Origin of the sequence: Nonomuraea sp. B5E05 (genome assembly GCF_039880665.1) — a bacterium.
Classification (GTDB): Bacteria; Actinomycetota; Actinomycetes; order Streptosporangiales; family Streptosporangiaceae; genus Nonomuraea.
Genome location: NZ_JBDPMJ010000014.1, coordinates 194,788 through 218,582, shown reverse-complemented (window position 1 = coordinate 218,582; position 23,795 = coordinate 194,788). Strand labels below are relative to the sequence as shown.

Here is a 23,795-nt window from a genome sequence, read left to right as displayed (position 1 = left end):
GCGGAGTGGGCTAACTACGTCGGTCGGCCACCTTCAGCAGCGCGTCGGCGACCGCCTCGCCGCCCATCGGAGCGCGGCTGATGACGAGGATCGTGTCGTCACCCGCCACGGTCCCGAGAATGGACTCCCAGTCGGCATGGTCGATGGCGGAGGCCAGGAACTGGGCCGCGCCCGGAGGAGTGCGCACGATGACCAGGTTGGCCGAGGCCTCGGCCGCGACCAGCAGCTCTTCCGCGACGCGGTGCAGCCGCGCCGCCGGGGTCTCGCCGGTGCCGAGCCTGGCCAGCGGGATGCGGCCGCCGCCCTCTCCGGGGAGCGCGTAGACCAGCGAGCCGTCCTCGGCGCGCAGCTTGAGCGCGCCGAGTTCGTCGAGGTCGCGCGAGAGCGTGGCCTGGGTGACCTCGACGCCGCTCTCGGCGAGCAGCTTGGCCAGCTCGGGCTGGGAGCGCACGGCCTGCCGCTGCAGCAGGTCGGTGATCTTCGCCTGCCGCGCCGCCTTGGTCATCGGGATGATCACGCGTCCTCCGGCACCCTGATCGGGTCGGCGTGCGTGGCCAGCCAGTGCAGCAGCGCCTTCTGGGCGTGCAGGCGGTTCTCCGCCTGGTCCCACACGACGCTTTGCGGACCTTCGAGGACCTCCTCGGTGATCTCGTTGCCGCGGTAGGCGGGCAGGCAGTGCAGCACGATCGCGCCGGGCGCGGCGTGGCGGAGCAGCTCGGCGTTCACCTGGTACGGCATGAGCGCGGCGACCCGCTCCTCCTTCCCCTCCTGCCCCATGGACACCCACGTGTCGGTGGCGACCACGTGCGCGCCGTGGACGGCGGCCACCGGGTCGGTCAGCGCGACGACGGAGCCGCCGGTCTTGGCGGCGATGGCGGCGGCCTGGCCGAGGATGACCGGGTCGGGCTGGTAGCCGGCCGGGGCGGCGACCCGTACGTGCAGGCCGGCCGTGGCGCCGCCGAGCAGGTAGGAGTGGGCCATGTTGTTGGCGCCGTCACCCAGGTAGGTCAGCGTGAGCCCGGCCGTGCGGCCCAGCCGCTCGTGGACGGTCTGCAGGTCGGCGAGGATCTGGCAGGGGTGGAACTCGTCGGTGAGCGCGTTGACGACCGGCACCTGGGAGTGGGCGGCCATCTCGTCGATGAGCTCCTGCCCGGAGGTGCGCCAGACGATGGCGGCGACCTGCCGGTCCAGCACCCTGGCCAGGTCGGCGGTGGGCTCGCCGCGGCCCATCAGCACCGAGACGTTGTCGACGACCAGCGGCAGGCCGCCGAGCTCGCCGATGCCGGTGTGGAAGGAGATGCGGGTCCTGGCGGACGGCTTGTCGAACAACACCGCGACGGTGCGCGGCCCCTCGAACGGCCGGTAGCCGAACCGGTCCTTCTTCATCGCGGCGGCGAGCTCCAGAACCTCCGCCTGCTCGCCGGGCGACAGGTCGTCGTCTCTGAGGAAGTGACGGATGGTCATGCAGCCGCCTCCGTGAGGATCCGCGGGAACGACGCCACGAGGGCGTCCACCTCGTCCGCCGTCACGACGAGCGGCGGCGCCAGGCGCACCGCGTCCGGCTGGAGCGCGTTGACCAGGAAGCCGGCCGCCGCGGCGGCCTCCTGCACCTGGGCAGAGCGCGGCTCGCGCAGCACCGTGGCCAGCCACAGGCCGCGACCGCGCACGCCCTCCAGCAGCGGGTGGTCGATGGCCTCCAGCCCTTCGCGCAGCCGTGCGGACACCGACCTGACGTGGCCGAGGTCGAGGTTGTCGAGGACGGCCAGCGCCGCGGCGCAGGAGACCGGGTTGCCGCCGAACGTCGAGCCGTGGTCGCCCTTCTCGAACAACCTGCCCACGTCGCCGAAGCCTACGCAGGCGCCGATCGGCAGGCCGCCGCCCAGGCCCTTGGCCAGGGTCAGGATGTCGGGGGTGACGCCGTCGGTCTGGTGGGCGAACCAGTGGCCGGTGCGGCCGATGGCGGACTGGATCTCGTCGGCGACCAGCAGCGCGCCGGTCGAGTCGCAGATCTCGCGGGCCGCCTGGAGGTAGCCGTCGGGCGGCGGCACCACGCCCGCCTCGCCCTGGGTGGGCTCCAGGAAGAGCGCGATGCAGTCGCCGGTCATGGTCTCCTTGAGCGCGTCGGCGTCGCCGTACGGGACGAAACGCACCTCCACCGGGAACGGGCCGAACTGGTCGCGGATCGCCTTCTTGCCGGTCAGGGAGAGCGCGCCGATCGTGCGGCCGTGGAAGCCGTTCTCGGCGGCGACGAAGTAGGAGCGGCCCTCCCGCCTGCCGTGCTTGAGCGCGAGCTTGTAGGCGGCCTCGTTCGCCTCGGTGCCGGAGTTGGCGAAGAAGACCCTGGCCGGTTCGTCGAGCATGCCGAGGAGCTTCTCCGCGAGCAGGACCTCGGGCTCGTGCAGGAACAGGTTGCTGGTGTGGGCGAGCGTGGCGACCTGCCGGGAGACGGCCTCGACCAGGGCGGGGTGGGCGTGGCCGAGCGAGCTGACCGCGATGCCGCCGATGAAGTCGAGATATTCCCTGCCGTCGACGTCCCATACGCGGGTGCCCTCGCCTCGGGCCAATGCCACAGGGGGGACCCCGTAGTTGCCCATGAAGGCTTCTTCGAACCGTTGGAACAGGTTCATCAGGGCATCACCATCGTTCCGATCCCTTCGTTGGTGAAGATCTCCAGCAGCATCGAGTGGGGGACGCGGCCGTCGAGCACATGGGCCCGGGGAACGCCCCCCTGCACGGCCGTCAGGCAGGCCTCCATCTTGGGTACCATGCCGCTGGACAGCGTGGGCATCATGGTCGCGAGCTCGTCGGCGCTCAGCTCGTCGATCACGTCGGTGTCGTCGGGCCAGTTGGCGTACAGGCCCTCCACGTCGGTGAGCACGATCAGTTTGCGGGCCTGCAGGGCCACGGCGAGCGCGGCGGCCGCGGTGTCGGCGTTGACGTTGTAGATCTCTCCGTCGTCTCCCCGCGCCACGCTGGAGACGATCGGGATGCGGCCGTCGTCGAGCAGGGCGCCGACCGCGCCTGGCTCGACCTTGATGATCTCGCCGACCTGGCCGATGTCGACCGGCTCACCGTCGACGACCGCGTGTTTGCGCACCGCGGTGAACAGGTGGGCGTCCTCGCCGGACATGCCGACGGCGAACGGGCCGTGCCGGTTGACCAGGCCCACGATGTCGCGGTTGACCTGGCCGACCAGCACCATCCTGACGACCTGCATGGCCTCGGGCGTGGTGACCCGCAGCCCGGCGGTGAACGTGGACTCGATGCCCAGCCGGTCGAGCGCGCTGCTGATCTGCGGGCCGCCGCCGTGCACGACGACCGGGCGCAGGCCGGCGTGGCGCAGGAAGACGACGTCCTCGGCGAAGCCGGACTTGAGCGCCTCGTCGGTCATCGCGTTGCCGCCGTACTTGATGACGACGGTCGCGCCGTGGAAGCGGGTCAGCCACGGCAGGGCTTCGATCAGCGCCCCGGCCTTGGTGTGCGCGGTGGTCAGCCTCATGAGGAGTACGCCGAGTTCTCGTGGACGTAGGCGACCGTCAGGTCGGTGGTGTGGACGGTCGCGGTGTGCGGCCCGGCCGACAGGTCGATGGTGATCGTCACGTCCCGGGCACTCATGTCCACCTTGTCGCGGTCGTCGCCCACCGCGCCGCCCCGGCAGATCCAGATGCCGTTGATGGCGACGTTGAGGCGGTCGGGTTCGAACTCGGCGTCGGTGGTGCCGACGGCGGCCAGCACGCGGCCCCAGTTGGGGTCCTCGCCGTGGATGGCGCACTTGAGCAGGCTGGACCGGGCGACCGCGCGGCCCACTTTCACCGCGTCGTCCTCGTCCGCCGCGCCGACCACCTCGATGGCGATGGCCTTGGAGGCTCCCTCGGCGTCGACGAGCAGCTGCCTGGCCAGGTCGGCGCAGACCTCGGTGACCTTCTGCTCGAACTCGTCGAGGTCGGGCCTGACCCCGGAGGCGCCGCTGGACAGCAGGAGCACGGTGTCGTTGGTCGACATGCAGCCGTCGGTGTCGAGCCGGTCGAACGTGACGGCCGTGGCCCTGCGCAGCACGGTGTCGAGCTCGTCGCCGGTCAGGTCGGCGTCGGTGGTGATCACGCAGAGCATGGTGGCCAGGGCGGGGGCGAGCATGCCGGCTCCTTTGGCCATCCCGCCGACCATGTATCCCCGGGCCCCCGAGGACCCCCCGGGCTGCAGGGAAGAGGCTTCCTCCCCCGCAGCGGCTTCGCCGCCGCGTCTGAACGAGATCTTGGAGACGGTGTCGGTGGTGCGGATGGCGTCGGCCGCGGCCAGGCCGCCGTCGCGGGCGAGCTGGGCGGCGGCGGTCTCGACGCCCGCCAGCAGCTCGTCCATCGGCAGCCGCTCGCCGATGAGGCCGGTCGAGCAGACCGCGACCTCGCCCGCGGAGTCCTCCAGGAGCGCGGCCACCTTCTCGGCGGTGGCGTGCGTGTCCTGGAAACCCTCGGGGCCGGTGCAGGCGTTGGCTCCGCCGGAGTTGAGGACGACCGCGCGCAGCCGCCCGCCCGCCAGGACCTGCTGCGACCACAGCACGGGGGCGGCCTTGACGCGGTTGGCGGTGAAGACGCCCGCGGCGGCGCGGCTGGGGCCGTCGTTGACGACGAGAGCGAGATCGCGGGCGCCGCCGGGCTTGATCCCTGCGGCGACTCCCGCGGCCCTGAAACCCAGGGGTGCCGTGACGCTCATGACACCGCCTTCCGCGGGGACGGGAACGATGAGCTCCCGTGCTCGTCGGTTGATGCGCTGCGCTTGCTCAAGGTGCAACTCCTGTCAGGGGAAGGCCGAGCTCTTCCGGCAGGCCGAGGGCGATGTTGACGCTCTGGAGGGCGCCCCCGGCCGTGCCCTTGGTGAGGTTGTCGATGGCGATGACGGCGACCACGCGGCCCGCGCGCTCGTCGAGCGCCACCTGCAGGGCCGCGGTGTTGGCGCCGTAGGTCATGGCGGTGGCCGGCCAGACGCCCTCCGGCAGCAGCCTGACGAACGGCTCGCTCTTGAGCGCGACCTCGTACGCCGTGCGCAGTGACTCCTTGGTGACGCCGGGCGCGGCCGGGGCGGAGCAGGTGGCGAGGATGCCACGGCTCATGGGGGCCAGCGTCGGGGTGAACGAGACGCGCACGGGAGCGCCGGCGACCGCCGACAGCCCCTGCTCCATCTCGGGCGTGTGCCGGTGGACGCCGCCCACGGCGTAGGCGCCGGCCGAGCCCATGACCTCGCTGCCGAGCAGGTGGGGCTTGGGCGACCTGCCCGCCCCGCTGGTGCCGGAGGCGGCGACGACGACCACGTCGGGCCCGGCCAGCCCGGCGGCGAACGCGGGCGACAGGGCGAGCAGGACGGAGGTCGGGTAGCACCCGGGGACGGCGATCCTGGTGGCCTGCCTGAGCACCTCGCGCTGTCCTGGCAGCTCGGGCAGGCCGTAGGGCCAGGTGCCGGCGTGCTCGCCGCCGTAGAACTCCTGCCAGGCGGCGGGGTCGGCGAGCCGGTGGTCGGCGCCGCAGTCGACGACCAGCGTCTCCTCGTCGAGCGCGGCGGCGACGGCGGCGGAGTGGCCGTGCGGCAGCGCGAGGAAGACCACGTCGTGCCCGGCGAGCGTGCCGGCGGTGGTGTCGTCGAGGACGCGGTCGGCCAGCTGGGGCAGGTGGGGCTGGTGGGCGCCGAGTCGGCTGCCCGCGCTCGAGGCCGCGGTGAGCGCCCCGATCTCGAACTCCGGATGGCCCAGCAGGAGGCGGAGCAGCTCACCGCCCGCGTAACCGCTGGCTCCCGCGATCGCCGCTCTCATCCTGCCGCCTCCTGCATATTCATGCATCCTAGCTCATGACCTTGCTGGTGAAAATGATGCACTGGCGAGGATGAATATGCAAGCCGCGATGAGCCCGGGCGACCACATCGTGAGACCCGGCGGCCTCTGGGTGCCGCGTCCAGCGCTACCGCCCCGCAAGGGTCATGACGTGGCCGGACACGTGGACGCCGGGGAAGAGGGCCGGAGCGGGCCGCCCGGCATTCCCGCGGGCGGGCCGGGCGACGGAAGCATGGGACGGCCCGGGCAGGGCGGACCCGGCACGCGGCTGCCGGCATGAGAGGCGCCGGGCGGCTCGTTGCATGCCTTCACCTATGACCCGGCGACCGCGATGTTAATCCTGGGTGTCGCGGATTCCCAGGAGGGGACGTACCGGGCGGGCCTGTTCCGGGGCCCGCCCGGGTCCGTGTCAGCGGAGGAAGGCGGCCGCCACGCCCGCGTCCACCGGGACGTGCAACCCCGTGGTGTGGGTCAGGTCTCCGCCGGTGAGCGCGAAGACCGCGGCGGCCACGTGCTCGGGCAGGACCTCCCGCTTGAGCAGGGTGCGCTGGGCGTAGAACTCGCCCAGCTTCTCCTCCTCCACCCCGTAGACGGCCGCACGGTTGGCGCCCCAGCCGGAGGCGAAGATGCCGGAGCCGCGCACCACGCCGTCGGGGTTGACGCCGTTGACGCGAATGCCGTGCCCGCCCAGCTCGGCGGCCAGCAGCCGCACTTGGTGCGCCTGGTCGGCCTTGGCGGCGCCGTAGGCGACGTTGTTCGGGCCGGCGAAGACGGCGTTCTTGGAGGAGATGTAGACGATGTCGCCGCCCATGGCCTGGTCGATCATGACCTTGGCGGTCTCGCGGGAGACCAGGAACGAGCCGCGCGCCATGACGTCGTGCTGCAGGTCCCAGTCGGCCAGGGTGGTCTCCAGCAGCGCGCGCGACAACGACAGGCCGGCGTTGTTGACCACCAGGTCCACGCCGCCGAAGGCGAGCACGCCCGCGCGGACGGCCGCCACGACCTGCTCCTCCGAGGTGACGTCGACCGCGACCGCCACGGCGACGTCCGCCTCGCGGTACGCGCCCGCGCCCAGCTCGGCGGCCACCTTCTCGGCGGCGGCCACGTCGCGGTCGGCGACGATCACGCACGCGCCCTCTGCGGCGAGCCTGCGCGCGGTGGCCGCGCCGATGCCGGAGCCGCCGCCGGTGACCAGCGCGACGCGCGTGGCCAGCGGCTTGGGCCTGGGCATGCGGCGGAGCTTGGCCTCCTCCAGCTCCCAGTACTCGATGCGGAACTTCTCCGACTCGGGAATGGGGGCGTAGGTGGAGACGGACTCCGCGCCGCGCATGACGTTGATGGCGTTGACGTAGAACTCGCCGGCCACGCGGGCGGTCTGCTTGTCCTTGCCGAACGAGAACATGCCGACGCCCGGCACGAGCACGATCGCCGGGTCCGCGCCGCGCATGGGAGGGGAGGCGGGGGTGGCGTGGCGCTCGTAGTAGGCGGTGTAGTCGGCACGGTAGGCGGCGTGCAGCTCCCGCAGCCGTTCCGCCGCCTGCTCCAGCGGCGCGTCCGGGGGCAGGTCGAGCACGAGCGGCGCGACCTTCGTACGCAGGAAATGGTCGGGGCAGGACGTGCCCAGCGCGGCCAGCCGCGGATGCTCGGCCCGGGAGACGAAGTCGAGCACCTCGGGCGTGTCGGTGTAGTGGCCGACGACGCGCATGTCGGTGGAGGCCAGGCCGCGGATCAGCGGGAACAGCGCGGCGGCGCGGGCGTGCCGCTCCTCCTCCGGCAGCGTCTGGTGGATCACCGCGCCGAACGGGTCCGCGCGGCCGTGCTCGGCGAGGTACGCCTCGGCGGTCCTGATGATCTCCAGCGAGCGGGCCTCGCACTCCTCGGACGTCGAGCCCCACGCGGTGATGCCGTGGCCGCCGAGGACGCACCCGATGGCCCGCGGGTTCGCCTCCTTGATGGCGGCGATGTCCAGGCCCAGCTGGAAGCCGGGCCGCCGCCACGGCACCCACACGACCCGGTCGCCGAACACGCGCCCGGTCAGCTCCTCGCCGTCGGCGGCGGTGGCCAGCGCGATGCCCGCGTCGGGGTGGAGGTGGTCGACGTGCGCGGCCTCCACGAGCCCGTGCATGGCGGTGTCGATCGACGGCGCGGCCCCGCCCTTGCCGTGCAGGCAGTAGCCGAAGGCCGCCACCATCTCGTCCTCGCGCTCCACGCCCGGGTAGACGCCCTTGAGGGCGCGCAGCCGGTCGAGGCGGAGCACGGCCAGGCCGGACTCCTTGAGCGTGCCCAGGTCGCCGCCGGAGCCCTTGACCCAGAGCAACTCGACGTCCTCGCCGGTGACCGGGTCGGGCGCGGCGCCCTTGGCCGAGGTGTTGCCGCCCGCGAAGTTGGTGTTGCGCGGGTCGGCGCCCAGGCGGTGTGAGCGTCCGAGCAGTTCGTTCACGACGTCCATGGTGGTTCAGGCCCCCCAGCCGGCCTGCTCGCCGCCGACGCGCTCGGCGGCGATTTTCTCGAAATATCCGGACTTGGCGTACGCGCTCATCGGGTCGGGCGCGAGTCCCATCTCCTCGCGCACCTCGGCCAGCAGCGGGCGCACGTCGGTGTTGTACGCGTCCATGAAGACGGCGTTGGCGCCCAGCACGTCGCCCTCGCCCTGGGCGGCCGACAGCGCCTCGCGGTCGACCAGCAGCGCCTTGGCGGTGGCCTCCTGGACGTTCATGACCGAGCGGATCTGGCCCGGGATCTTGGGCTCGATGTTGTGGCACTGGTCCAGCATGAACGCCACCCTGCGGGGGGCTGCGCCCCCCGCATCCCCCCCTGCAGGCTCGGTGCTTTGCTCGTCCCTTCCGTCGTCCAGGGCTCCGCCCCGGACGACCTCGTACATGATCCGGAAGAGCTGGAACGGGTCCGCAGCGCCCACCATGAGGTCGTCGTCGGCGTAGAAGCGGGAGTTGAAGTCGAAGCCGCCGAGCTTCCCCTCGCGCAGCAGGAACGCCACGATGAACTCGATGTTGGTGCCCGGCGCGTGGTGCCCGGTGTCGACGACCACCTGCGCCTTGGGGCCGAGCTTGGCGCAGTGCGCGTACGCGGTGCCCCAGTCGGGCACGTCGGTGGCGTAGAAGGCGGGCTCGAACAGTTTGTACTCCAGCAGGAAACGCTGGCCCCCGCCGAGCCGCTCGTAGACCTCGGCCAGCGCCTCGGCCAGGCGGTCCTGGCGGGCCCTGATGTCGTCCTGGCCCGGGTAGTTGATGCCGTCGGAGAACCACAGCTTGAGGGTGTCGGAGCCGGTGGCGTCCATGATGTCGACGCACTCGAGCAGGTGGTCGGTCGCCTTGCGGCGCACCCTGGCGGAGGGGTGGGTGACGCTGCCGAGCATGTAGTCGTCGTCCTGGAAGACGTTGGAGTTGATCGCTCCGATGCCGACGCCCGCCTCGCGGGCGTGCCGGGCCAGGTCGGCGTAGTCGTCCACCTTGTCCCACGGGATGTGCAGCGCGACCGTGGGGGCGATGCCGGTGTACGCGTGCACCTGGGCGGCGTCGGCGAGCTTCTCGTACGGGTCGCGCGGCACCCCCTTCTGGGCGAACACCTTGAACCGGGTGCCGCTGTTGCCGTACGCCCAGGAGGGTGTCTCGATGTGCTGCGCCCGCAGCACGGCCTTGATGTCAGTCATGACTCCCCGATCAATCCAGGTGGAAGACTTCGGTCAGCGGTCTCATGCCCTCGTCGGGCCGGCCGTCGAGGTTCTCGAAGAACGGCGCCATCTCCGCCTGCCAGCGGGCGTTGACCTCGGTCCCGGCCATGGCCTTCTGGGCGGCCTCGAAGTCCTCGGTCTCCAGATAGCCCACGAGCAGGCCGTCGTCCCTGAGGAAGAGCGAGTAGTTGTGCCAGCCGGTGCGCGACAGCGCCTCTCGCATCTCCGGCCAGACCTCGCGGTGGCGTTCGCGATATTCCGCCAGCCGCTCCGGGCGGACTTTCAACAGGAAGCAGACGCGTTGCACCGACACTCCCCTCAAAACGTTTTAATGTTTCGCCAGGAAACTATGATTCCAGCTGCCCGCTGTCAATGCGCATCCGGGTCCTCCGCGGCCCCGGCGCAGGTTGAGGGCGCCGGGACCGTCAGGTCAGCCGCTGATCACGCGGACGTCGCCCGCGGCCACGGTGACGGATTCGCCCGAGGCCGCGGTCACGAGGGCGTCCTCGGCCGTGTGATTGATCGCGAACAGGTGGGATCGGCCGTCGGGGTGGGAGCGCCGCACGACCTCGACCCCCGGCGGGCTCGTCGCGGGCGGCCTCGCCCCGGCCTCGGCGCAGACCGTGGCGATCACCTCGGCCAGTGCGTCGTCGTCGAGCCTGATGGTCAGGTAGTGGGCCGCGCCGTCGCCCCACACGTTGCGGGTCCAGGCGGGCTCTCCGGTTGCGTAGGTGTCGAGGACCTTCGCGCTGATGGCGTGCGCGACCTCGCTCCACACGCTCCCCGACCCGCCGGAGGCCAGCCGGATCGGGCCGTCCAGCGGGAAGAACTCCTCCACGGTGACGCCCAGCAGGTCACGCCACGCCCCGGGATAGCCGCCGAGGCGCACCCGGTCGTGCTCGTCGACGATCCCGCTGTACGGGCCGACGAGCGTCACGCCGCCCGCCCGTACGAACCCCTCCAGGTTGGCCGCCCCCGCGTCGCTCACCAGGTAGAGCGCCGGCACCAGGACCAGGCGGTAGCCGGTCAGGTCGCCTTCGGGGTGCGCCAGGTCGCAGGTGATGCCGGCCCGCCACAGCGCGGCGTGCCAGCGCTTGGCCTCCTCCACAGGGTCGAGCGCGGAGGAGGGCTGGGCGGGGTGGTCCTGCGCCCACACGCTGGAGTGGTCGACGAGGATGGCGACGTCGGCCTTGACCCTGCTGCCCGCCACCTCGGCGAGCCCGGCCAGCTCGGCCCCGAGCGCGCTCACCTCGCGCCAGACCTTGGTGCCGACGCCGGCGTGCGGGAGCATCGCCGAGTGCCACTTCTCGGCGCCGGCGCGCGAGGCCCGCCACTGGAAGAACATGATCGCGTCGGCGCCCCTGGCCAGGTGGGCCAGCGAGTTGCGGCGCAGCTCGCCGGGCGCCTTGGCGCGGTTGCGCGGCTGCCAGTTGACCGCGCTGGTCGAGTGCTCCATCAGCAGCCAGGGGCGACCGCCGTTGAGCGAGCGCGCGTAGTCGGCGGCGAAGGCCAGGTCGATGTGCGGCTCCGCGCGGGCGCCGATCAGGTAGTGGTCGGTGGAGACCACGTCGAGCTCGGCGGCGAAGGCCCAGCAGTCCATGTCCCAGTGGGCGCCCGCCATGAGGTTGGTGGTCGCGGGCACGGCGGGGGTGAGCTCGCGCAGCAGGTCGCGCTCGGCGATGTAGAGCTCGACGAGCGCGTCGGAGCTGAACCTGCGGAAGTCGAGCTGCTGGCCGGGGTTGACGAAGCTGGGGGTGTCACGCGGCGGCAGGATCTGCGCCCACTCGCCGTAGTGCTGGGACCAGAACGCGGTGCCCCAGGCGTCGTTGAGCGCCTCCAGGGAGGCGTAGTGGGAGCGCAGCCAGGCCCGGAACGCGGCGGCCGAGGTGTCGCAGTAGCAGCGGGCGTTGTGGCAGCCGTACTCGTTGTGCACGTGCCACAGGGCCAGGGCCGGGTGGTCGCGGTAGCGGGTGGCCACCTGCTCCGTGACGCGCAGCGCCTTCTCGCGGTAGATCGGCGAGCTGGGGCAGAAGCCCTGCCTGCTGCCGTGGTGCAGCCGCCGGCCGGCGGAGTCGAGCGGCAGCGCCTCGGGGTAGGCGTCGCCGAACCAGGGCGGCGGGGAGGCGGTCGGCGTGGCCAGGTTGGCCGCGATCCCGTTGGCGGCCAGCAGGTCCATGACGCGGTCGAACCAGCCGAAGTCGAACACGCCCTCGGCGGGCTCGAGCAGCGACCACGAGAAGACGCCCACGCTGACCCGGTTGACGCCGGCCTCGCGCATCAGCGCGACGTCCTGCTCCCACGTCTCCTCGGGCCACTGCTCGGGATTCCAGTCGCCGCCGTAGGCGATGACATCCGGCATGAAGCCTGCCTTTCGAGATACTGTTAGCGCTCACAGCTGGTGACGCCAGGTTCACGGAGGGATTAAAACGTTCTGCGCCGCACGGCACAAGCCCCGGTCCCCCCGCACCGCCCGCCTTGGCACCCGTCCGGCCTTTCGCGCGCTGTGCCCGCAGGGCGGCACGGGCGGCACGGGCGGTGCGCGGCGACGCCGCCGCGCCTGGCGGCGGCTAACGGACCACGGGGCTCCACCGTAGTAGAACGTTTTACTTCCCGCGCGGGAGGTTAGGGTCGGTCGCCCGGCGGTGTCAACGCGGATCGGCGTCACGACCGGTGCCGCGACTGGCGCGCGCATCGTTAGTACGTTTTAATGAGGGCTCATGGCCATGGTCAGCATCAAGGACGTCGCCGCGCACGCCGGCGTCTCGCCCGGCACGGTCTCCAACGTACTGAACCGGCCAGGAAAAGTCGCGCCCGCCACCAGGGAGCGGGTGGAGGCGGCCATCAACGAGCTGGGGTTCGTCCGCCACGGCTCGGCGTCGACGCTGCGCGCCGGGCACAGCAGGACGATCGGCCTGAGCGTGATCGACATCGGCAACCCCTTCTTCACCGAGGTCGCCGCCGGCGTCGAGGACGTCGCCAGCGAGCTGGGCTACGCCGTGATCCTCGGCAACTCGGCCGGCTCGCAGGACAAGGAGGACCGCAACCTGCGGGTGCTGGCCGAGCACCGCGTACGCGGCGTGTTGATCACCCCGTCGGGTGAGGACCCCGCGCGGCTCGAACGGCTGCGCGAGCACGGCATCAGCGTGGTGCTCGTCGACCATCCCGCGCACCGGCCCGACCAGTGCGCGGTGGCCGTGGACGACGTCGGCGGCGGCCGGGCCGCGGTCGCCCACCTCCTGGCCAAGGGGGCGCGCAGCGTCGCCTACGTGACCGGCCCGCTGACCATCCGGCAGTGCGTGGAGCGGCGGGAGGGCGCGAGTGCCGCGATGCGGGCCGCCGGCCTCGACCCCGCGGACCTGCGGGTGATCGAGGCGATGACGATGACCGCCCGCGCGGGCGAGAAGGCCGCCGCCGACCTGATCGCGAGCGGCCTGCCCGAGGCCGTCTTCTGCGCCAACGACCTGCTGGCCCTCGGCGTGCTGCGCGCGCTGCTGCGGGCGGGGGTGCGGGTGCCCGAGGACGTCGCGCTCATGGGCTACGACGACATCGACTTCGCCGCCGCCTCCACCGTGTCGCTCAGCTCGATGCGCCAGCCCACCTACCAGCTCGGCCGCATCGCCACCGAACTGCTGCTCGACGAGTGCGACAACCCCGAGACGCACGCGCACCAGCACATCATGTTCCAGCCCGAGCTCATCGCCAGGGAGTCCACGCAGTGAGTCACCGTTTCGCCGCCGTCGATCTGGGTGCCTCCAGCGGCCGGGTGATGCTGGCCGACCTGTCCGGCGGCCTGCGGCTGACCGAGGCGCACCGCTTTCCCAACGGCCCGGTGCGCGTGGCGGACCGGCTCCACTGGGACATCCTCGGCCTCTACCGGGAGATCCTGGCGGGGCTGCGCGCCGCCGGCCCCGTCTCCTCCGTCGGCGTGGACTCGTGGGCGGTCGACTACGGGCTGCTCGACGAGTCGGGCGGGCTGATCGGCAACCCGGTGCACTATCGCGACGACCGCACGCGGGGCGTGCCCGAGCGGGTGGCCGCCCTGGTCGGCGCCGACACGCTGTACGACGTGTCGGGCCTGCAGGTGCTGCCGTTCAACACCGTCTACCAGCTGCTGGCCGACCGGCTCGACGGCGCCGCGACGATGGTGCTGATCCCCGACCTGATCGGCTACTGGCTCACCGGCGAGCTGGGCGCGGAGGTCACCAACGCCTCGACGACGGGGCTGCTCGACGTGCGCACCAGGTCGTGGGCGCGGCCCCTGATCGAGCGGCTCGGGCTGCCGGCCGGCCTCTTCCCGCCGCTGCGCCTGCCCGGCGAGCCGATCGGCGGGCTGCGCCGCGACGTGGCCGCCGAGATCGGCTGGTCCGCACCCGTCAGAGCGGTGGGCTCGCACGACACGGCCTCGGCGGTGGCCGCGGTGCCCGCGTCGGGCCCGGCCTTCGCCTACATCTCGTGCGGCACGTGGTCCCTGGCCGGCGTCGAGCTGCCCGGCCCCGTGCTGACCCCGGAGAGCCGGGCCGCGAACTTCACCAACGAGGCCGGCATCGACAGTACCGTCCGCTACCTGCGCAACGTCATGGGCCTGTGGCTGCTCCAGGAGTGCATGCGTGCCTGGCCCGGCTCCGGCCTGGGCGACCTGCTGGCGGCCGCGGCGGCCGAGCGGCCGTTCGCCGCCGTGGTCAACCCCGACGAGCCGGTGTTCCTGCCGCCGGGCGACATGCCGGCCAGGATCGCGGCCGAGTGCCGCCGCACGGGCCAGCGGCCGCCCGGCTCCCCCGCCGCCTACACGCGCTGCGTGCTGGAGAGCCTGGCGCTCGGGCACCGGCGGGCCGTGCGCCAGGCGATGGAGTTGTCCGGGCGCGACGTCGAGGTCGTCCATCTGGTGGGCGGCGGGTCGTACAACGAGCTGCTGTGCCGGCTCACCGCCGACGCCTGCGGGCTGCCGGTGGTGGCGGGCCCGGCGGAGGCGACCACGCTCGGCAACGTGCTGGTGCAGGCGCGCGCGGCAGGACTGGTCTCCGATCTGGAGGAGATGCGCTCGCTGGTCGCCGCCTCCCAGCCGCTGCGCCGCTACGAGCCGTCCGGCGACGACCGGCTCTGGAACGAGGCCGCCGCACGCGTGTTCTGATCCCCTCTGACCTGCGCTTTCCGGTTTTCTTCCTCGTCGGGTCGGGCACAAGTCGGACCGGGGAGCATCGGGGGGCTTCATGGATCTCACGTGGCCGCTGCTGCGGCGGCTGACCGGCAAGGATCGGCCGGCTGTGCCCGAAGGGCGCGGCCACCCTCGGCGAACGATCCCAAGTACACACTGCAGCCGCAGCGGAGGCGGCTGGCGAAGGCGAAAGCGGAGGGTGATCTGCGATGAAGCGGAAGGTCGTCGAATATCTGCCGTTCATGGGCATCGTGCTGATGATCTGCACGGCGTCCTGGCTGGCGGGCCGGTCGTATCCGGCCCGCCCGGCCGCGCCAGGGAGGGTCAGGGGCAGGCACGCGTCGCCGTGAAGCCGTGCGGGGGGCCTGCTCCGCCGCTCCACCTCTTAGACGGGGTCGGGCCGCCTGGCGCCGGCCGGCGACGTACGATCAGCAGATGACCGAAAAGACCGAAACCACGCCTGGATGGCTCGCTCCCGACGAACTGGAGTCGGTGCGCGGCCAGCTGCCCGTCCTCTACGTCGACGCCGTGCCGGTGCGCGTCGACGACACCGGCGTGGTCACCCGCGTCGGCCTGCTGCTGCGCATCGCCGCGGACGGGACCGTCAGCAGGGCGCTGGTTTCGGGGCGGGTGCTGCTGCACGAGCGCATCCGTGACGCGCTCGTGCGCCACCTGGAGAAGGACCTCGGCCCCGTGGCGCTGCCGCGCATCCCCACCTCGCCGCAGCCGTTCACGGTCGCGGAGTATTTCCCCACGCCCGGCATCACCCCCTACCACGATCCGCGCCAGCACGCGGTGTCGCTGGCCTACATCGTGCCCGTCGCCGGCGACTGCCGGCCCCGGCAGGACGCCCTCGACCTGGTGTGGTTCACCCCGGAGGAGGCGGCCTCGCCGATGGTGCAGCAGGAGATGGCGGGCGGGCAGGGCGTGCTGCTGAAGCAGGCGCTGGCCCACGTCGGCTGCCTGCCCTGAGCGGAGGTCAGGGCCGCTCGGCGCCCCGGCGCACCCAGTCGTAGAGCGGGTCGCCGGGGCACGAGGTGGCATAGCCGTCCCGGTGTCCCTTGACCTCGCGCCCCGCGTCGCCGTGCTCGCGCAGGTATTCGACGGCGTCGACGAGGGCGTGGAGCAGGTCGTCGTTGGGCTTGGTGAGCCCCGAGCTGCCGACCAGCGCGAGCACCGCGTAATGGCCGGCGTTGAGGCCGGCGCCGTTGGCCGCGGGCAGCGCGTGAGGGCCGCGGCCCATGAACGTGTGGCGGTGGGGGCAGCACACCATGGTGTAGCCGAGGTCGATGTAGGTCTCGCCGCGACCGCCCGCCATGTGCATGCTCTGGATGTCTCGCACCAGGTCACCGCACTTGTCGTGGTTGCCGGGCTCGGCGAGGTCGGCCGGCACCTTGCCGCCGGTGTAGTGGATCTTCACGCCCTTGGTCGATTCGAGGCGGGTGTAGTCACTGGTCGGCTTCTTCGCGCGCCACTCGGCACGGGTGATCAGATTCATAAGATCCTTTCCTGAACGGCATACTCTAGCCATCACCCTGCCAACGTTGTGTAGCGCGCAAATCACACATCGTCACCACAGTGGCCTGCCGCGGTGGTGAGGGTTGCCTGCCGTTTCGCAGGTAACGCGAGGGAAACACCCCGATCGTCAGACTCGGATCATGTGTCGGCGGCTGCTGCGATTTATCGTGATTTGTTCCGGCGTGGCGCTGCTCATCGCCGCGCTCGTCCTGGCTCTTGGCCGCCCCCAGGAGGAGCACTCGCCCTCCACTCTGGCAACCCCCCTGCCGGACACCCTGGTCATCGAGATCACGCCGCCCGCCACGCCGGGCGTTCCTGACAAGGTGAGGTGCCGAGAGGTGCGGGCCCTGCTATCGAAAGCCCCGCTCCGCCCGGTCGTGCCGGAAGGCGTCCAGCCGGTCGAAGTCGAGATCGTACGCCGACACGGCGGCGGGCGGAGGGCCGGAGAAGAAGCCCGCGTGCGCCCGTGGGCAGGGATCGGCGAACCCGGTGACCCCGGCGCACGGTTGCCCGAGGTAGGTGGCCTCGTGGTGCCAGTCGCTGACGGCCACGTACGTCATGAACTCGTACGCCCGCGCCACGCTCATGTGCCGCCACAACTCGCGCGCCGGGGTGGGGCCGTCCCAGCGCGTGACGGAGAAGGCGGGCACCAGCACCGCGTCGAGCCCGCCGTGCCCGGCCAGGCTCGCCGAATACCACAGGTCGGCGCAGAGCAGGACGTGCAGGCGCCGGCCGTGCAGCTCGAAGCCGGCGCCCGGCCGGCCGGGCAGCACGCCGGAGCGCAGTTCGACCCCGTAGGGGTGGACCTTGTCGTACTCGGCCAGGAGCGTGCCGTCCGCGCCGAACACGGCGCCTCTGTTGACCGGGCCACCGTCGACGGCGTCGTAGTGTGAGCCGCCGATGACGGCCGTCCCGGACCGCAGCGCCAGCGAGCGGACCCGGTCGAGGTAGCCGGCGCGGGGCAGGCTCGATCCGGCCAGTTCGGGCAGCAGCATCACGTCACCGGTGTGGGAGGCGACGAGTTCTTCGATCGCGTCGAAGTTGGCGTGGCCGTCAGGGGACCAGCGGGGAGGTTGAACCAGGAGGATCTTCACATTCACACTGTGGCTCAGACCCGGTTGCCCGGGATGGCGGCGAGCAGTTCGCGGGTGTAGTCGTCGGACGGATGGTCGAAGATCTCCTCAGCGGTACCGCTCTCCACGATCCGCCCCTCGCGCATGACGTGCACGGCGTGCGAGATCATCCGTACCACGGCCAGGTCGTGGCTGATGAACAGGTAGCTCAGCCCCAGCTCCCGCTGCAGGTCGGCGAGCAGCTCCAGGATCTGCGCCTGGACCAGCACGTCGAGCGCCGAGACCGCCTCGTCGAGCACGACCAGCTCCGGCGAGAGGGCCAGCGCCCTGGCGATGGCCACCCGCTGGCGCTGGCCGCCGGACAGCTCGTGGGGCAGCCGCTCGGCCGTCGACGCCGGCAGCGACACCTTCTCCAGCAGTTCGGCCGCCGCCTTTCTGCGGTCGGCCGCCGTACCGACGCGGTGCACGCGCAGCGGCTCGGCGATCGACTTGCCGACCGTGTAGCGGGGGTCGAGCGAGGCGTACGGGTTCTGGAAGACCGGCTGGACGCGCCGGCGGAACGCGAACAGGTCACGCCGGCCCAGCGCCGTCATGTCCGTGCCGTCGAAGCGGATGCGGCCCGAAGTGAGGTCTTCGAGGCCGAGCAGCAGGTTGGCGGTGGTCGACTTGCCCGAGCCCGACTCGCCCACGATGGAGACGGTGCTGCCGCGCGGAACGGTGAAGGAGACCGCGTCCACCGCGGTGATCTCCTCGCCGGTGCCCCTGAGCGGGTAGACCTTGCGCAGGTCCTCGACGACGGCCAGGTCGCCGGACGGGTCGCCGGACGGGCGCGGCGGTTCGAGCAGGCGCACCGACGACAGGCTCGGCACGGCCTTCAGCAGCCGCCTGGTGTACTCGTGCCCGGGCTCGGCCAGGATGGCGGCGGCGGGCCCCGTCTCGACGATTTCGCCCTGGTACATGACGGCCACCACGTCGGCCCGCTCGGCGGCCAGCGCCAGGTCGTGCGTGATGAGGAAGACCGCCGTGCCCATGTCGGCGGTCAGCTGCCCGAGCTGGTCGAGGATGCGCCGCTGCACGGTGACGTCCAGCGCGGAGGTGGGCTCGTCGGCGATGAGCAGCCTGGGCCGGCAGGCCAGCCCCATGGCGATCAGGGCCCGCTGCCGCATGCCGCCGGAGAACTCGTGCGGGTACTGCCCGATCCGCCGCTCGGGGTCGGGGATGCCGGCCATGTCCAGCAGCTCGACCACGCGGGCGCGGGCGGCCTTTCCCGCGGCGACGCCGTGCACCTCCAGGGCCTCGGCGATCTGGTCGCCGATGCGCATGAGCGGGTTGAGGTTCGACATCGGGTCCTGCGGGACCAGGCCGATGCCCGCCCCGCGGATCGCCGTCATCTCGCGCTCGCTCGCCATGGCCAGGTCGCGGCCGTCGAAGAGCACCTGGCCGCCGGTGATGCGGCCGTTGCCGGGCAGCAGCCGGTTGACCGCGGCCGCCGTGGTGGACTTGCCCGACCCCGACTCGCCGACGACCGCCACGGTCTGGCCGGGCAGGATCTCCATCGAGACGTTCTTGACGACGGTGACGTCCCGCCGCCGGGTGCGGAAGGCGACCGAGAGGTCGCGGATCTCCAGGAGCGGGCTCATACGGTCCTCGATCGTTCGGTGGTGGCCTGCAGCAGGCCGGTCCAGAGCTCCTCGGTCGGCACCGGGACCCCCTCGACGAGCAGGCGGTTGCTCGCCAGCACGAGGGCGATGTCGCGGCCGGGCACGAAGCCGACGGCGCAGCCCACGTAGCCGGGGTGGCCGAGCACGGTGACCGTCTCGCCGGCGAGCGCCAGGTCGTACCTGCGGAAGCCGAGCGCCTGCGCGGGGTCGGGGCCGGGGGCGAAGAACTCCCGTGCCACCTCGGGCCGCCACAGCCGGTCGTGCTCCTCGTAGCGGGACATCGCGGTGCAGTACTTGAGCAGGTCGGGCACCGTCGAGAAGAGCCCCGCGTGCCCGGAGACCCCGTCGAAGGCGTGGTGGGCGTTGCCGTCGGCGACCTGGCCGAGCACGGGCGCGCGGCGCCAGCCGGCGAAGTCGCCGCTGCGGTACGGCACGGGGTACGGCTCCCCCGTGTCCAGCATGCGCATCTCGACCCGGTCGTCCAGGGCGCTCATGGCCACCTCGGAGCCGGCCGGGCGGGCGTAGGTGGTCGAGGTGAGCCCGAGCGGCCGGGTGACCAGCTCGGCCACGGCCCGCTCCAGGCGCAGCCCGGTGACGGCCGAGACGATCCGGCCCAGCAGGATGAAGCCGAGGTCGGAGTAGTGCCGCGCGCGGCCGGGACGGTAGCGCGGCGGCGGCAGCCGCGGCTGGATGTAGAGCGGCCACCACTCCCACAGGCCACCCCGGTGCAGCAGCAGGTCCCGCACGGTGATCGCCTCGTACGACCGCGGCAGGTACGCGCTGAGCGGCGCGTCGAGGTCCACGAGCCGGTCGGACACCAGGCGGATGAGCGCCGTCGTGGTGGCCAGGACCTTGGTGACCGAGGCCAGGTCGTGGTAGGTGCCGAGGGTCATCGCGGCGACGCCCTCGCGCTCGCCGTCGACCCAGCGCACGGTGCGGTGGCCCGTGCACTCGGTGAGGTCGAACCAGGGCGTGCGCGCGGCCATGACCACGCCGGCTGGCGCCTTCACCGCGCCAGCACCAGAGCCCGGGGGGAGCCGGCGAGCGGCGCCGGAAGCACGAGCGGACCCGCGCCCGGAGTCAGGGTGCCGAGGACGCGGGCGGCCCGCGCGCCCGTACCGCCGGGCACGGTGCCCGGCAGGCCGTGCGCGCTCAGCCAGCCGATGAGGGCGAACGCGATGGCCTCCTTGTCGTCGGCGGGCGCGCCCAGGTCGTCGGACGGCCGCACGTCCACGGCGGGCAGCGCCGAGCGCAGCCCGTCCATGAGCACCGGGTTGCGGCAGCCGCCGCCGGAGACGACCAGCGTGCTCACCTCCGCGGCCCGCACGTCATGGGCGACCGTGCGCACGGTCAGCTCGGTGAGCGTGGCCACCAGGTCGGCGTCGCCCACCTCGCCGCCCGCCGCGTCGCCCGCCGCGCCGCCCGTCGCGCCGCCTGTCCTGGCCAGCGCCTCCTCGACGTAGCCGGGGTGGAACAGCTCCTTGCCGGTGCTCTTGGGCGGGGCCAGCCGGTAGTAGGGCTCGTCGAGCAGCGCCTCCAGCAGCCGCGGCCGCACCCGCCCCGACGCCGCGATCCGCCCGTCCTCGTCGAACCCGCGGGGGTTCAGCCCTCTGCCCGTCACCACGGCGTCGATGAGCGCGTTGGCCGGGCCGATGTCGTAGGCGTACAGCTCGGCGCCGCGCACCACGGTCATGTTGGCGATGCCGCCCAGGTTGAGCGCTCCCGCGCCGCCGTCGTACGCGCCGAGCAGCAGCCCGTCCAGCACCGACACCAGCGGGGCGCCGTGCCCGCCCGCCGTGATGTCCCTGATGCGCACGTCGGACAGCACGGGAGTCCCCGTGCGCTCGGCGATCCAGGCCGGCTGGCCGATCTGCAGCGTGCCGCGCGCGTGCGCCTGCTCGACCCAGTGGAAGACGGTCTGCCCGTGCGAGACGATCAGGTCGGCGGGGCCGCCTGCGGCGATCGCCGCGGCGGCGGCCTCGGCGAAGCACTGCCCGATGAGCGTGTCGAGCACGCACACCTCGGCCAGCGTCGCGGCCGCGGGCGGCAGCGCCGCGATCAGCCGGGCGCGCAGCTCCTCCGGGTAGGGCGTGCTCGCCGTGTGGCCGACCCGGCCGTGCAGCACGCCGTCCGTCAGCTCGAAGTCCACCACGGCTACGTCGATGCCGTCGTGCGACGTGCCGGAGATCATCCCGATGACCTTCATGCCCGCTCCTCCAGCGCCGCGCGCAGCCTGCCGCCGGCCCCGGCCAGTCGCGTCGCCGCGTCGCGCGGGGCCAGGCCGAAGCGGGCGGCGACGACCGCCTGTTTCACGTTGAAGCCGTTGGCGTCCAGCACGGCCAGCGCCTCGTCGCGCCCGGCGCCCGTGATCGTGCGCACGATGCGCACGGCCCGCTCGCGCAGCTTGCCGTTGGTCGCCTTCACGTCGACCATCAGGTTGCCGTGTGTCTTGCCCAGTTGCACCATGACGATCGTCGAGAACATGTTGAGCACGAGCTTCTGCGCCGTGCCCGCCTTGAGCCTGGTCGAGCCGCTGACCACCTCGGGCCCGACGAGCACCTCGACGGCGTGGGCGGCGGCCGCGCTCAGCGGGGTGCCCGCGTTGCACGACAGCCCCACGGTCAGCGCGCCGAGTCCGCGCGCCCGCCGCACCGCGGCCAGCACGTACGGGGTGCGCCCGCTGGACGCGATGCCCACCACGGTGTCCAGCGGTCCCACACCGGCCGCGTCGACGGCCGCCGCCCCGGCCTCCTCGTCGTCCTCGGCGCCTTCGCAGGGCGACACGATCGCGCTCTCACCGCCGGCGATGATCGCGAACACCTGCTCGGGCGGCGTGCCGAACGTGGGCGGGCACTCCGAGGCGTCCAGCACGCCGAGCCGGCCTGGGGTGCCCGCGCCGACGTAGACGAGCCGGCCACCGGCCCGCACGCGTTCGGCGGTGGCCTCGATCGCCTCCGTGATCCGCGGCAGCGCCTGGGCGACCGCTGCGGGGACCGTGGCGTCGGCCGCGTTCATGGTCGCGGCCAGCTCGCCCACGCTCATCGTGTCGATCCCGGCGAACCGGGGATCGGCCGTTTCCGTCATCAGGTGTGAGAGATTCACCGGTTGCCTCGGTTCCTCGGGTCGAGAGTGTCACGCAGGCCGTCGCCGAGCAGGTTCAGGCCCACCACGAGCAGGACGACGACCGCGCCCGGCGCGATCAGCGTCCAGGGGGCGATGAACACCAGGCTGCGCGCCTCGAAGATCATCGACCCGAGTGAGGGCGCCGGCGGCGGCGTGCCCAGGCCGAGGAAGCTCAGCGAGGCCTCGGTGAGCACCGCCCACGACAGCGAGAGCGCGACCTGGACGACGATGATCGAGGTGATGTTGGGCAGCACGTGGCGCAGCATGATCTGCCAGCGGCTCAGGCCGGTCGAGACGGCCGCCTTGACGTACTCGATCTCCCTGAGCGACAGCACGGGGCCGCGGGTGACGCGGATGAAGATGGGCACGTACACGATCGCGATGGCCACGGCGATGGTGAACCGGTTGCGGTCCAGCACCGAGGCCAGCGACAGCGCCAGCAGCAGCGGCGGGAACGCGAACAGCACGTTCGTGACGCCGCCGATCGCGCCGTCGGCGACGCCGCGGTAGAAGCCGGACACGAGCCCGCCCAGCGTCCCCACCACGGTCGCGAACGCGACCGCCACGACCGCGACGAACGCGGAGTTGCCCACGCCGGCCGCCACGCGGGAGAAGACGTCCCTGCCGAACTGGTCGGTGCCGAACAGGTGCTCGCCCGACGGCGCGCGGAAGCGCGAGGGCGGATGCTGGGCGATCGGGTCGTACGGCAGCAGCCCCGCGTACGACAGGGCGGCCACGAAGGCCAGCAGCACGAGGATGACGACGCCCGCGACCCCGGCGGGGCTGCGCCGCAGCAGCGCGGTCATGACGCCCTCACCCGCGGGTCGATGATCCGGTAGAGCGCGTCGGTCAGCAGGTTGACCAGGACGAACGCCAGCGCGATCACCAGCACGGTGCTCTGCACGACCGCGTACTCCTTCTGCTGGATGCCCAGCAGCACCTGCCGGCCGATGCCCGGCACGGAGAAGATCTGCTCGACCACCACCGCGCCGCCGAGCAGGTAGCCGAACTGCAGGCCCGTCATGGTGACGATGGGCACGAGCGCGTTGCCCAGCACGTGCCTGACCTGCAGCCGCCGCTCCGGCACGCCCTTGGCGCGGGCGGTGCGCACGAAGTCGTGCGAGCGCACCTCCAGCACCGCCGTGCGGGTGGTGCGCAGGATCGGCGCCGCGATGCCGAAGCCGAGGACGAGCGCGGGCAGGAACATCTGCTGCAGGTTGAGCAGCGGGTCGTCGACGAGCGTGGCGAAGCCCTGCCCGTTGGGGTTGAACCCGAACGACGCCGCGAAGACCGACAGCAGCGTGGTGGCCAGCAGGAAGGCCGGGATGGACAGCCCGGCCAGGCTCACGACCTGGCCGAAGGCGTCCCTGGGCGCGTTGGCCTTCGACGCCGAGAGCATGCCGAGCGGCACCCCGATCAGCAGGGCCAGCACGATGGAGAAGACCGCCAGCTCGAACGTCACCGGCAACGCGTGCAGGGTCAGGTCGAGCACGCTCTGCTGGGAGCGCGCCGAGTAGCCGAAGTTCCCGGTGAACATGTTGCCGAGCCAGGCGAAGAACTGCGTGACCAGCGGCTGGTCGAGGCCGTAGTACTGCTCGAGTGCCTGCTTCTGCGCCGGGGTGAGCGCCGCGGCCTCGGTGCCGAGCCCCGCCGTGATCTGGTTGCCGGGGATCGCCCGGAGCATGACGAACACGAACACGGCCACCCCGAACAGGGTGCCCACCGTGCTCGCCACGCGCCGGACGGCACGGTTGCCTGCGATCCG

22 protein-coding genes are annotated in these 23,795 nt (G+C 72.4%); 4 read left to right on the top strand and 18 right to left on the bottom strand.

The window, feature by feature from the left end:
• Positions 1 to 10: 10 nt before the first annotated feature.
• The 10 genes from ABGB01_RS25940 to ABGB01_RS25895 all read right to left on the bottom strand — a co-directional run bounded on the left by ABGB01_RS25940 (position 11) and on the right by ABGB01_RS25895 (position 11,862).
• Positions 11 to 505, bottom strand: coding sequence for an arginine repressor (locus ABGB01_RS25940; RefSeq protein WP_347776154.1), 495 nt, complete (start codon positions 503 to 505; stop codon positions 11 to 13).
• 8 nt (positions 506 to 513) lie between these two features.
• Positions 514 to 1,464 carry an ornithine carbamoyltransferase gene (gene argF / locus ABGB01_RS25935; protein WP_347776140.1) on the bottom strand — a complete coding sequence of 317 codons (951 nt, stop codon included), beginning with the start codon at positions 1,462 to 1,464 and terminating at the stop codon, positions 514 to 516.
• Positions 1,461 to 2,627, bottom strand: coding sequence for an acetylornithine transaminase (locus ABGB01_RS25930; RefSeq protein ID WP_347776139.1), 1,167 nt, complete (start codon positions 2,625 to 2,627; stop codon positions 1,461 to 1,463). The genes argF and ABGB01_RS25930 overlap by 4 nt, the downstream gene beginning before the upstream one ends.
• Positions 2,627 to 3,499 carry an acetylglutamate kinase gene (gene argB / locus ABGB01_RS25925; protein ID WP_347776138.1) on the bottom strand — a complete coding sequence of 291 codons (873 nt, stop codon included), beginning with the start codon at positions 3,497 to 3,499 and terminating at the stop codon, positions 2,627 to 2,629. Before argB ends, ABGB01_RS25930 begins: the two co-directional genes overlap by 1 nt.
• Positions 3,496 to 4,707, bottom strand: a complete 1,212-nt coding sequence (gene argJ / locus ABGB01_RS25920) for a bifunctional glutamate N-acetyltransferase/amino-acid acetyltransferase ArgJ (protein ID WP_347776137.1) — start codon at positions 4,705 to 4,707, stop codon at positions 3,496 to 3,498. The genes argB and argJ overlap by 4 nt, the downstream gene beginning before the upstream one ends.
• A 67-nt stretch (positions 4,708 to 4,774) precedes the next feature.
• Positions 4,775 to 5,797, bottom strand: a complete 1,023-nt coding sequence (gene argC / locus ABGB01_RS25915; protein ID WP_347776136.1) for an N-acetyl-gamma-glutamyl-phosphate reductase — start codon at positions 5,795 to 5,797, stop codon at positions 4,775 to 4,777.
• 427 nt (positions 5,798 to 6,224) lie between these two features.
• On the bottom strand, positions 6,225 to 8,264 hold the full coding sequence (locus ABGB01_RS25910) for a bifunctional aldolase/short-chain dehydrogenase (RefSeq protein ID WP_347776135.1): 2,040 nt from the start codon (positions 8,262 to 8,264) through the stop codon (positions 6,225 to 6,227).
• Positions 8,265 to 8,270: 6 nt separating this feature from the next.
• On the bottom strand, positions 8,271 to 9,482 hold the full coding sequence (gene rhaI, locus ABGB01_RS25905) for an L-rhamnose isomerase (RefSeq protein ID WP_347776134.1): 1,212 nt from the start codon (positions 9,480 to 9,482) through the stop codon (positions 8,271 to 8,273).
• Between the two features lie 10 nt (positions 9,483 to 9,492).
• Entirely contained in the window at positions 9,493 to 9,810 is a 318-nt protein-coding gene (locus ABGB01_RS25900) for an L-rhamnose mutarotase (protein ID WP_347776133.1), read from the bottom strand.
• Positions 9,811 to 9,933: 123 nt separating this feature from the next.
• On the bottom strand, positions 9,934 to 11,862 hold the full coding sequence (locus ABGB01_RS25895) for a beta-galactosidase (RefSeq protein ID WP_347776132.1): 1,929 nt from the start codon (positions 11,860 to 11,862) through the stop codon (positions 9,934 to 9,936).
• A gap of 358 nt (positions 11,863 to 12,220) precedes the next feature.
• On the opposite strand from ABGB01_RS25895, the gene ABGB01_RS25890 reads away from it, so the two are divergent.
• From ABGB01_RS25890 to ABGB01_RS25875, 4 genes are all read left to right on the top strand, one after another.
• Positions 12,221 to 13,222 carry a LacI family DNA-binding transcriptional regulator gene (locus tag ABGB01_RS25890; RefSeq protein ID WP_347776131.1) on the top strand — a complete coding sequence of 334 codons (1,002 nt, stop codon included), beginning with the start codon at positions 12,221 to 12,223 and terminating at the stop codon, positions 13,220 to 13,222.
• A 47-nt stretch (positions 13,223 to 13,269) separates the two neighbouring features.
• Positions 13,270 to 14,631 carry a rhamnulokinase family protein gene (locus ABGB01_RS25885; protein WP_347776153.1) on the top strand — a complete coding sequence of 454 codons (1,362 nt, stop codon included), beginning with the start codon at positions 13,270 to 13,272 and terminating at the stop codon, positions 14,629 to 14,631.
• Between the two features lie 233 nt (positions 14,632 to 14,864).
• Positions 14,865 to 15,005 (top strand): hypothetical protein, encoded by a 141-nt coding sequence (locus tag ABGB01_RS25880; RefSeq protein ID WP_347776130.1) that lies wholly within the window; start codon positions 14,865 to 14,867, stop codon positions 15,003 to 15,005.
• Positions 15,006 to 15,090: 85 nt separating this feature from the next.
• A complete protein-coding gene (locus tag ABGB01_RS25875; RefSeq protein WP_347776129.1) occupies positions 15,091 to 15,627 on the top strand; it encodes an NUDIX hydrolase family protein in 537 nt (178 codons plus the stop codon).
• Positions 15,628 to 15,634: 7 nt separating this feature from the next.
• Here ABGB01_RS25875 and ABGB01_RS25870 read toward each other — a convergent pair whose 3' ends face one another.
• From ABGB01_RS25870 to ABGB01_RS25835, 8 genes are all read right to left on the bottom strand, one after another.
• Positions 15,635 to 16,153 (bottom strand): hypothetical protein, encoded by a 519-nt coding sequence (locus tag ABGB01_RS25870; RefSeq protein ID WP_347776128.1) that lies wholly within the window; start codon positions 16,151 to 16,153, stop codon positions 15,635 to 15,637.
• A gap of 370 nt (positions 16,154 to 16,523) precedes the next feature.
• Positions 16,524 to 17,267 carry a carbon-nitrogen hydrolase family protein gene (locus ABGB01_RS25865; protein WP_347776127.1) on the bottom strand — a complete coding sequence of 248 codons (744 nt, stop codon included), beginning with the start codon at positions 17,265 to 17,267 and terminating at the stop codon, positions 16,524 to 16,526.
• Between the two features lie 14 nt (positions 17,268 to 17,281).
• Positions 17,282 to 18,886, bottom strand: coding sequence for an ABC transporter ATP-binding protein (locus ABGB01_RS25860; protein ID WP_347776126.1), 1,605 nt, complete (start codon positions 18,884 to 18,886; stop codon positions 17,282 to 17,284).
• Positions 18,883 to 19,917, bottom strand: coding sequence for a serine hydrolase domain-containing protein (locus tag ABGB01_RS25855; protein ID WP_347776125.1), 1,035 nt, complete (start codon positions 19,915 to 19,917; stop codon positions 18,883 to 18,885). Before ABGB01_RS25855 ends, ABGB01_RS25860 begins: the two co-directional genes overlap by 4 nt.
• Positions 19,914 to 21,113, bottom strand: coding sequence for an anhydro-N-acetylmuramic acid kinase (locus ABGB01_RS25850; protein WP_347776124.1), 1,200 nt, complete (start codon positions 21,111 to 21,113; stop codon positions 19,914 to 19,916). Before ABGB01_RS25850 ends, ABGB01_RS25855 begins: the two co-directional genes overlap by 4 nt.
• Positions 21,110 to 22,009, bottom strand: coding sequence for an N-acetylmuramic acid 6-phosphate etherase (gene murQ / locus ABGB01_RS25845; RefSeq protein ID WP_347776123.1), 900 nt, complete (start codon positions 22,007 to 22,009; stop codon positions 21,110 to 21,112). Before murQ ends, ABGB01_RS25850 begins: the two co-directional genes overlap by 4 nt.
• Positions 22,006 to 22,836, bottom strand: coding sequence for an ABC transporter permease (locus ABGB01_RS25840; protein ID WP_347776122.1), 831 nt, complete (start codon positions 22,834 to 22,836; stop codon positions 22,006 to 22,008). The genes murQ and ABGB01_RS25840 overlap by 4 nt, the downstream gene beginning before the upstream one ends.
• On the bottom strand, positions 22,833 to 23,765 hold the full coding sequence (locus ABGB01_RS25835) for an ABC transporter permease (RefSeq protein ID WP_347776121.1): 933 nt from the start codon (positions 23,763 to 23,765) through the stop codon (positions 22,833 to 22,835). Before ABGB01_RS25835 ends, ABGB01_RS25840 begins: the two co-directional genes overlap by 4 nt.
• Positions 23,766 to 23,795: the final 30 nt, after the last annotated feature.

Coding starts and splice junctions, on each gene's coding strand:
- argB (WP_347776138.1), bottom strand. CDS start 3,499: ATGAGGCTGACCACCGCGCACACCAAGGCCGGGGCGCTGATCGAAGCC.
- ABGB01_RS25895 (WP_347776132.1), bottom strand. CDS start 11,862: ATGCCGGATGTCATCGCCTACGGCGGCGACTGGAATCCCGAGCAGTGG.
- ABGB01_RS25940 (WP_347776154.1), bottom strand. CDS start 505: ATGACCAAGGCGGCGCGGCAGGCGAAGATCACCGACCTGCTGCAGCGG.
- ABGB01_RS25860 (WP_347776126.1), bottom strand. CDS start 18,886: ATGAGCCCGCTCCTGGAGATCCGCGACCTCTCGGTCGCCTTCCGCACC.
- ABGB01_RS25885 (WP_347776153.1), top strand. CDS start 13,270: ATGCTGGCCGACCTGTCCGGCGGCCTGCGGCTGACCGAGGCGCACCGC.
- ABGB01_RS25850 (WP_347776124.1), bottom strand. CDS start 21,113: ATGAAGGTCATCGGGATGATCTCCGGCACGTCGCACGACGGCATCGAC.
- argC (WP_347776136.1), bottom strand. CDS start 5,797: ATGAGAGCGGCGATCGCGGGAGCCAGCGGTTACGCGGGCGGTGAGCTG.
- argF (WP_347776140.1), bottom strand. CDS start 1,464: ATGACCATCCGTCACTTCCTCAGAGACGACGACCTGTCGCCCGGCGAG.
- argJ (WP_347776137.1), bottom strand. CDS start 4,707: ATGAGCGTCACGGCACCCCTGGGTTTCAGGGCCGCGGGAGTCGCCGCA.
- ABGB01_RS25890 (WP_347776131.1), top strand. CDS start 12,221: ATGGCCATGGTCAGCATCAAGGACGTCGCCGCGCACGCCGGCGTCTCG.
- ABGB01_RS25930 (WP_347776139.1), bottom strand. CDS start 2,627: ATGAACCTGTTCCAACGGTTCGAAGAAGCCTTCATGGGCAACTACGGG.
- ABGB01_RS25870 (WP_347776128.1), bottom strand. CDS start 16,153: ATGAATCTGATCACCCGTGCCGAGTGGCGCGCGAAGAAGCCGACCAGT.
- ABGB01_RS25875 (WP_347776129.1), top strand. CDS start 15,091: ATGACCGAAAAGACCGAAACCACGCCTGGATGGCTCGCTCCCGACGAA.
- rhaI (WP_347776134.1), bottom strand. CDS start 9,482: ATGACTGACATCAAGGCCGTGCTGCGGGCGCAGCACATCGAGACACCC.
- ABGB01_RS25910 (WP_347776135.1), bottom strand. CDS start 8,264: ATGGACGTCGTGAACGAACTGCTCGGACGCTCACACCGCCTGGGCGCC.
- ABGB01_RS25840 (WP_347776122.1), bottom strand. CDS start 22,836: ATGACCGCGCTGCTGCGGCGCAGCCCCGCCGGGGTCGCGGGCGTCGTC.
- ABGB01_RS25880 (WP_347776130.1), top strand. CDS start 14,865: ATGAAGCGGAAGGTCGTCGAATATCTGCCGTTCATGGGCATCGTGCTG.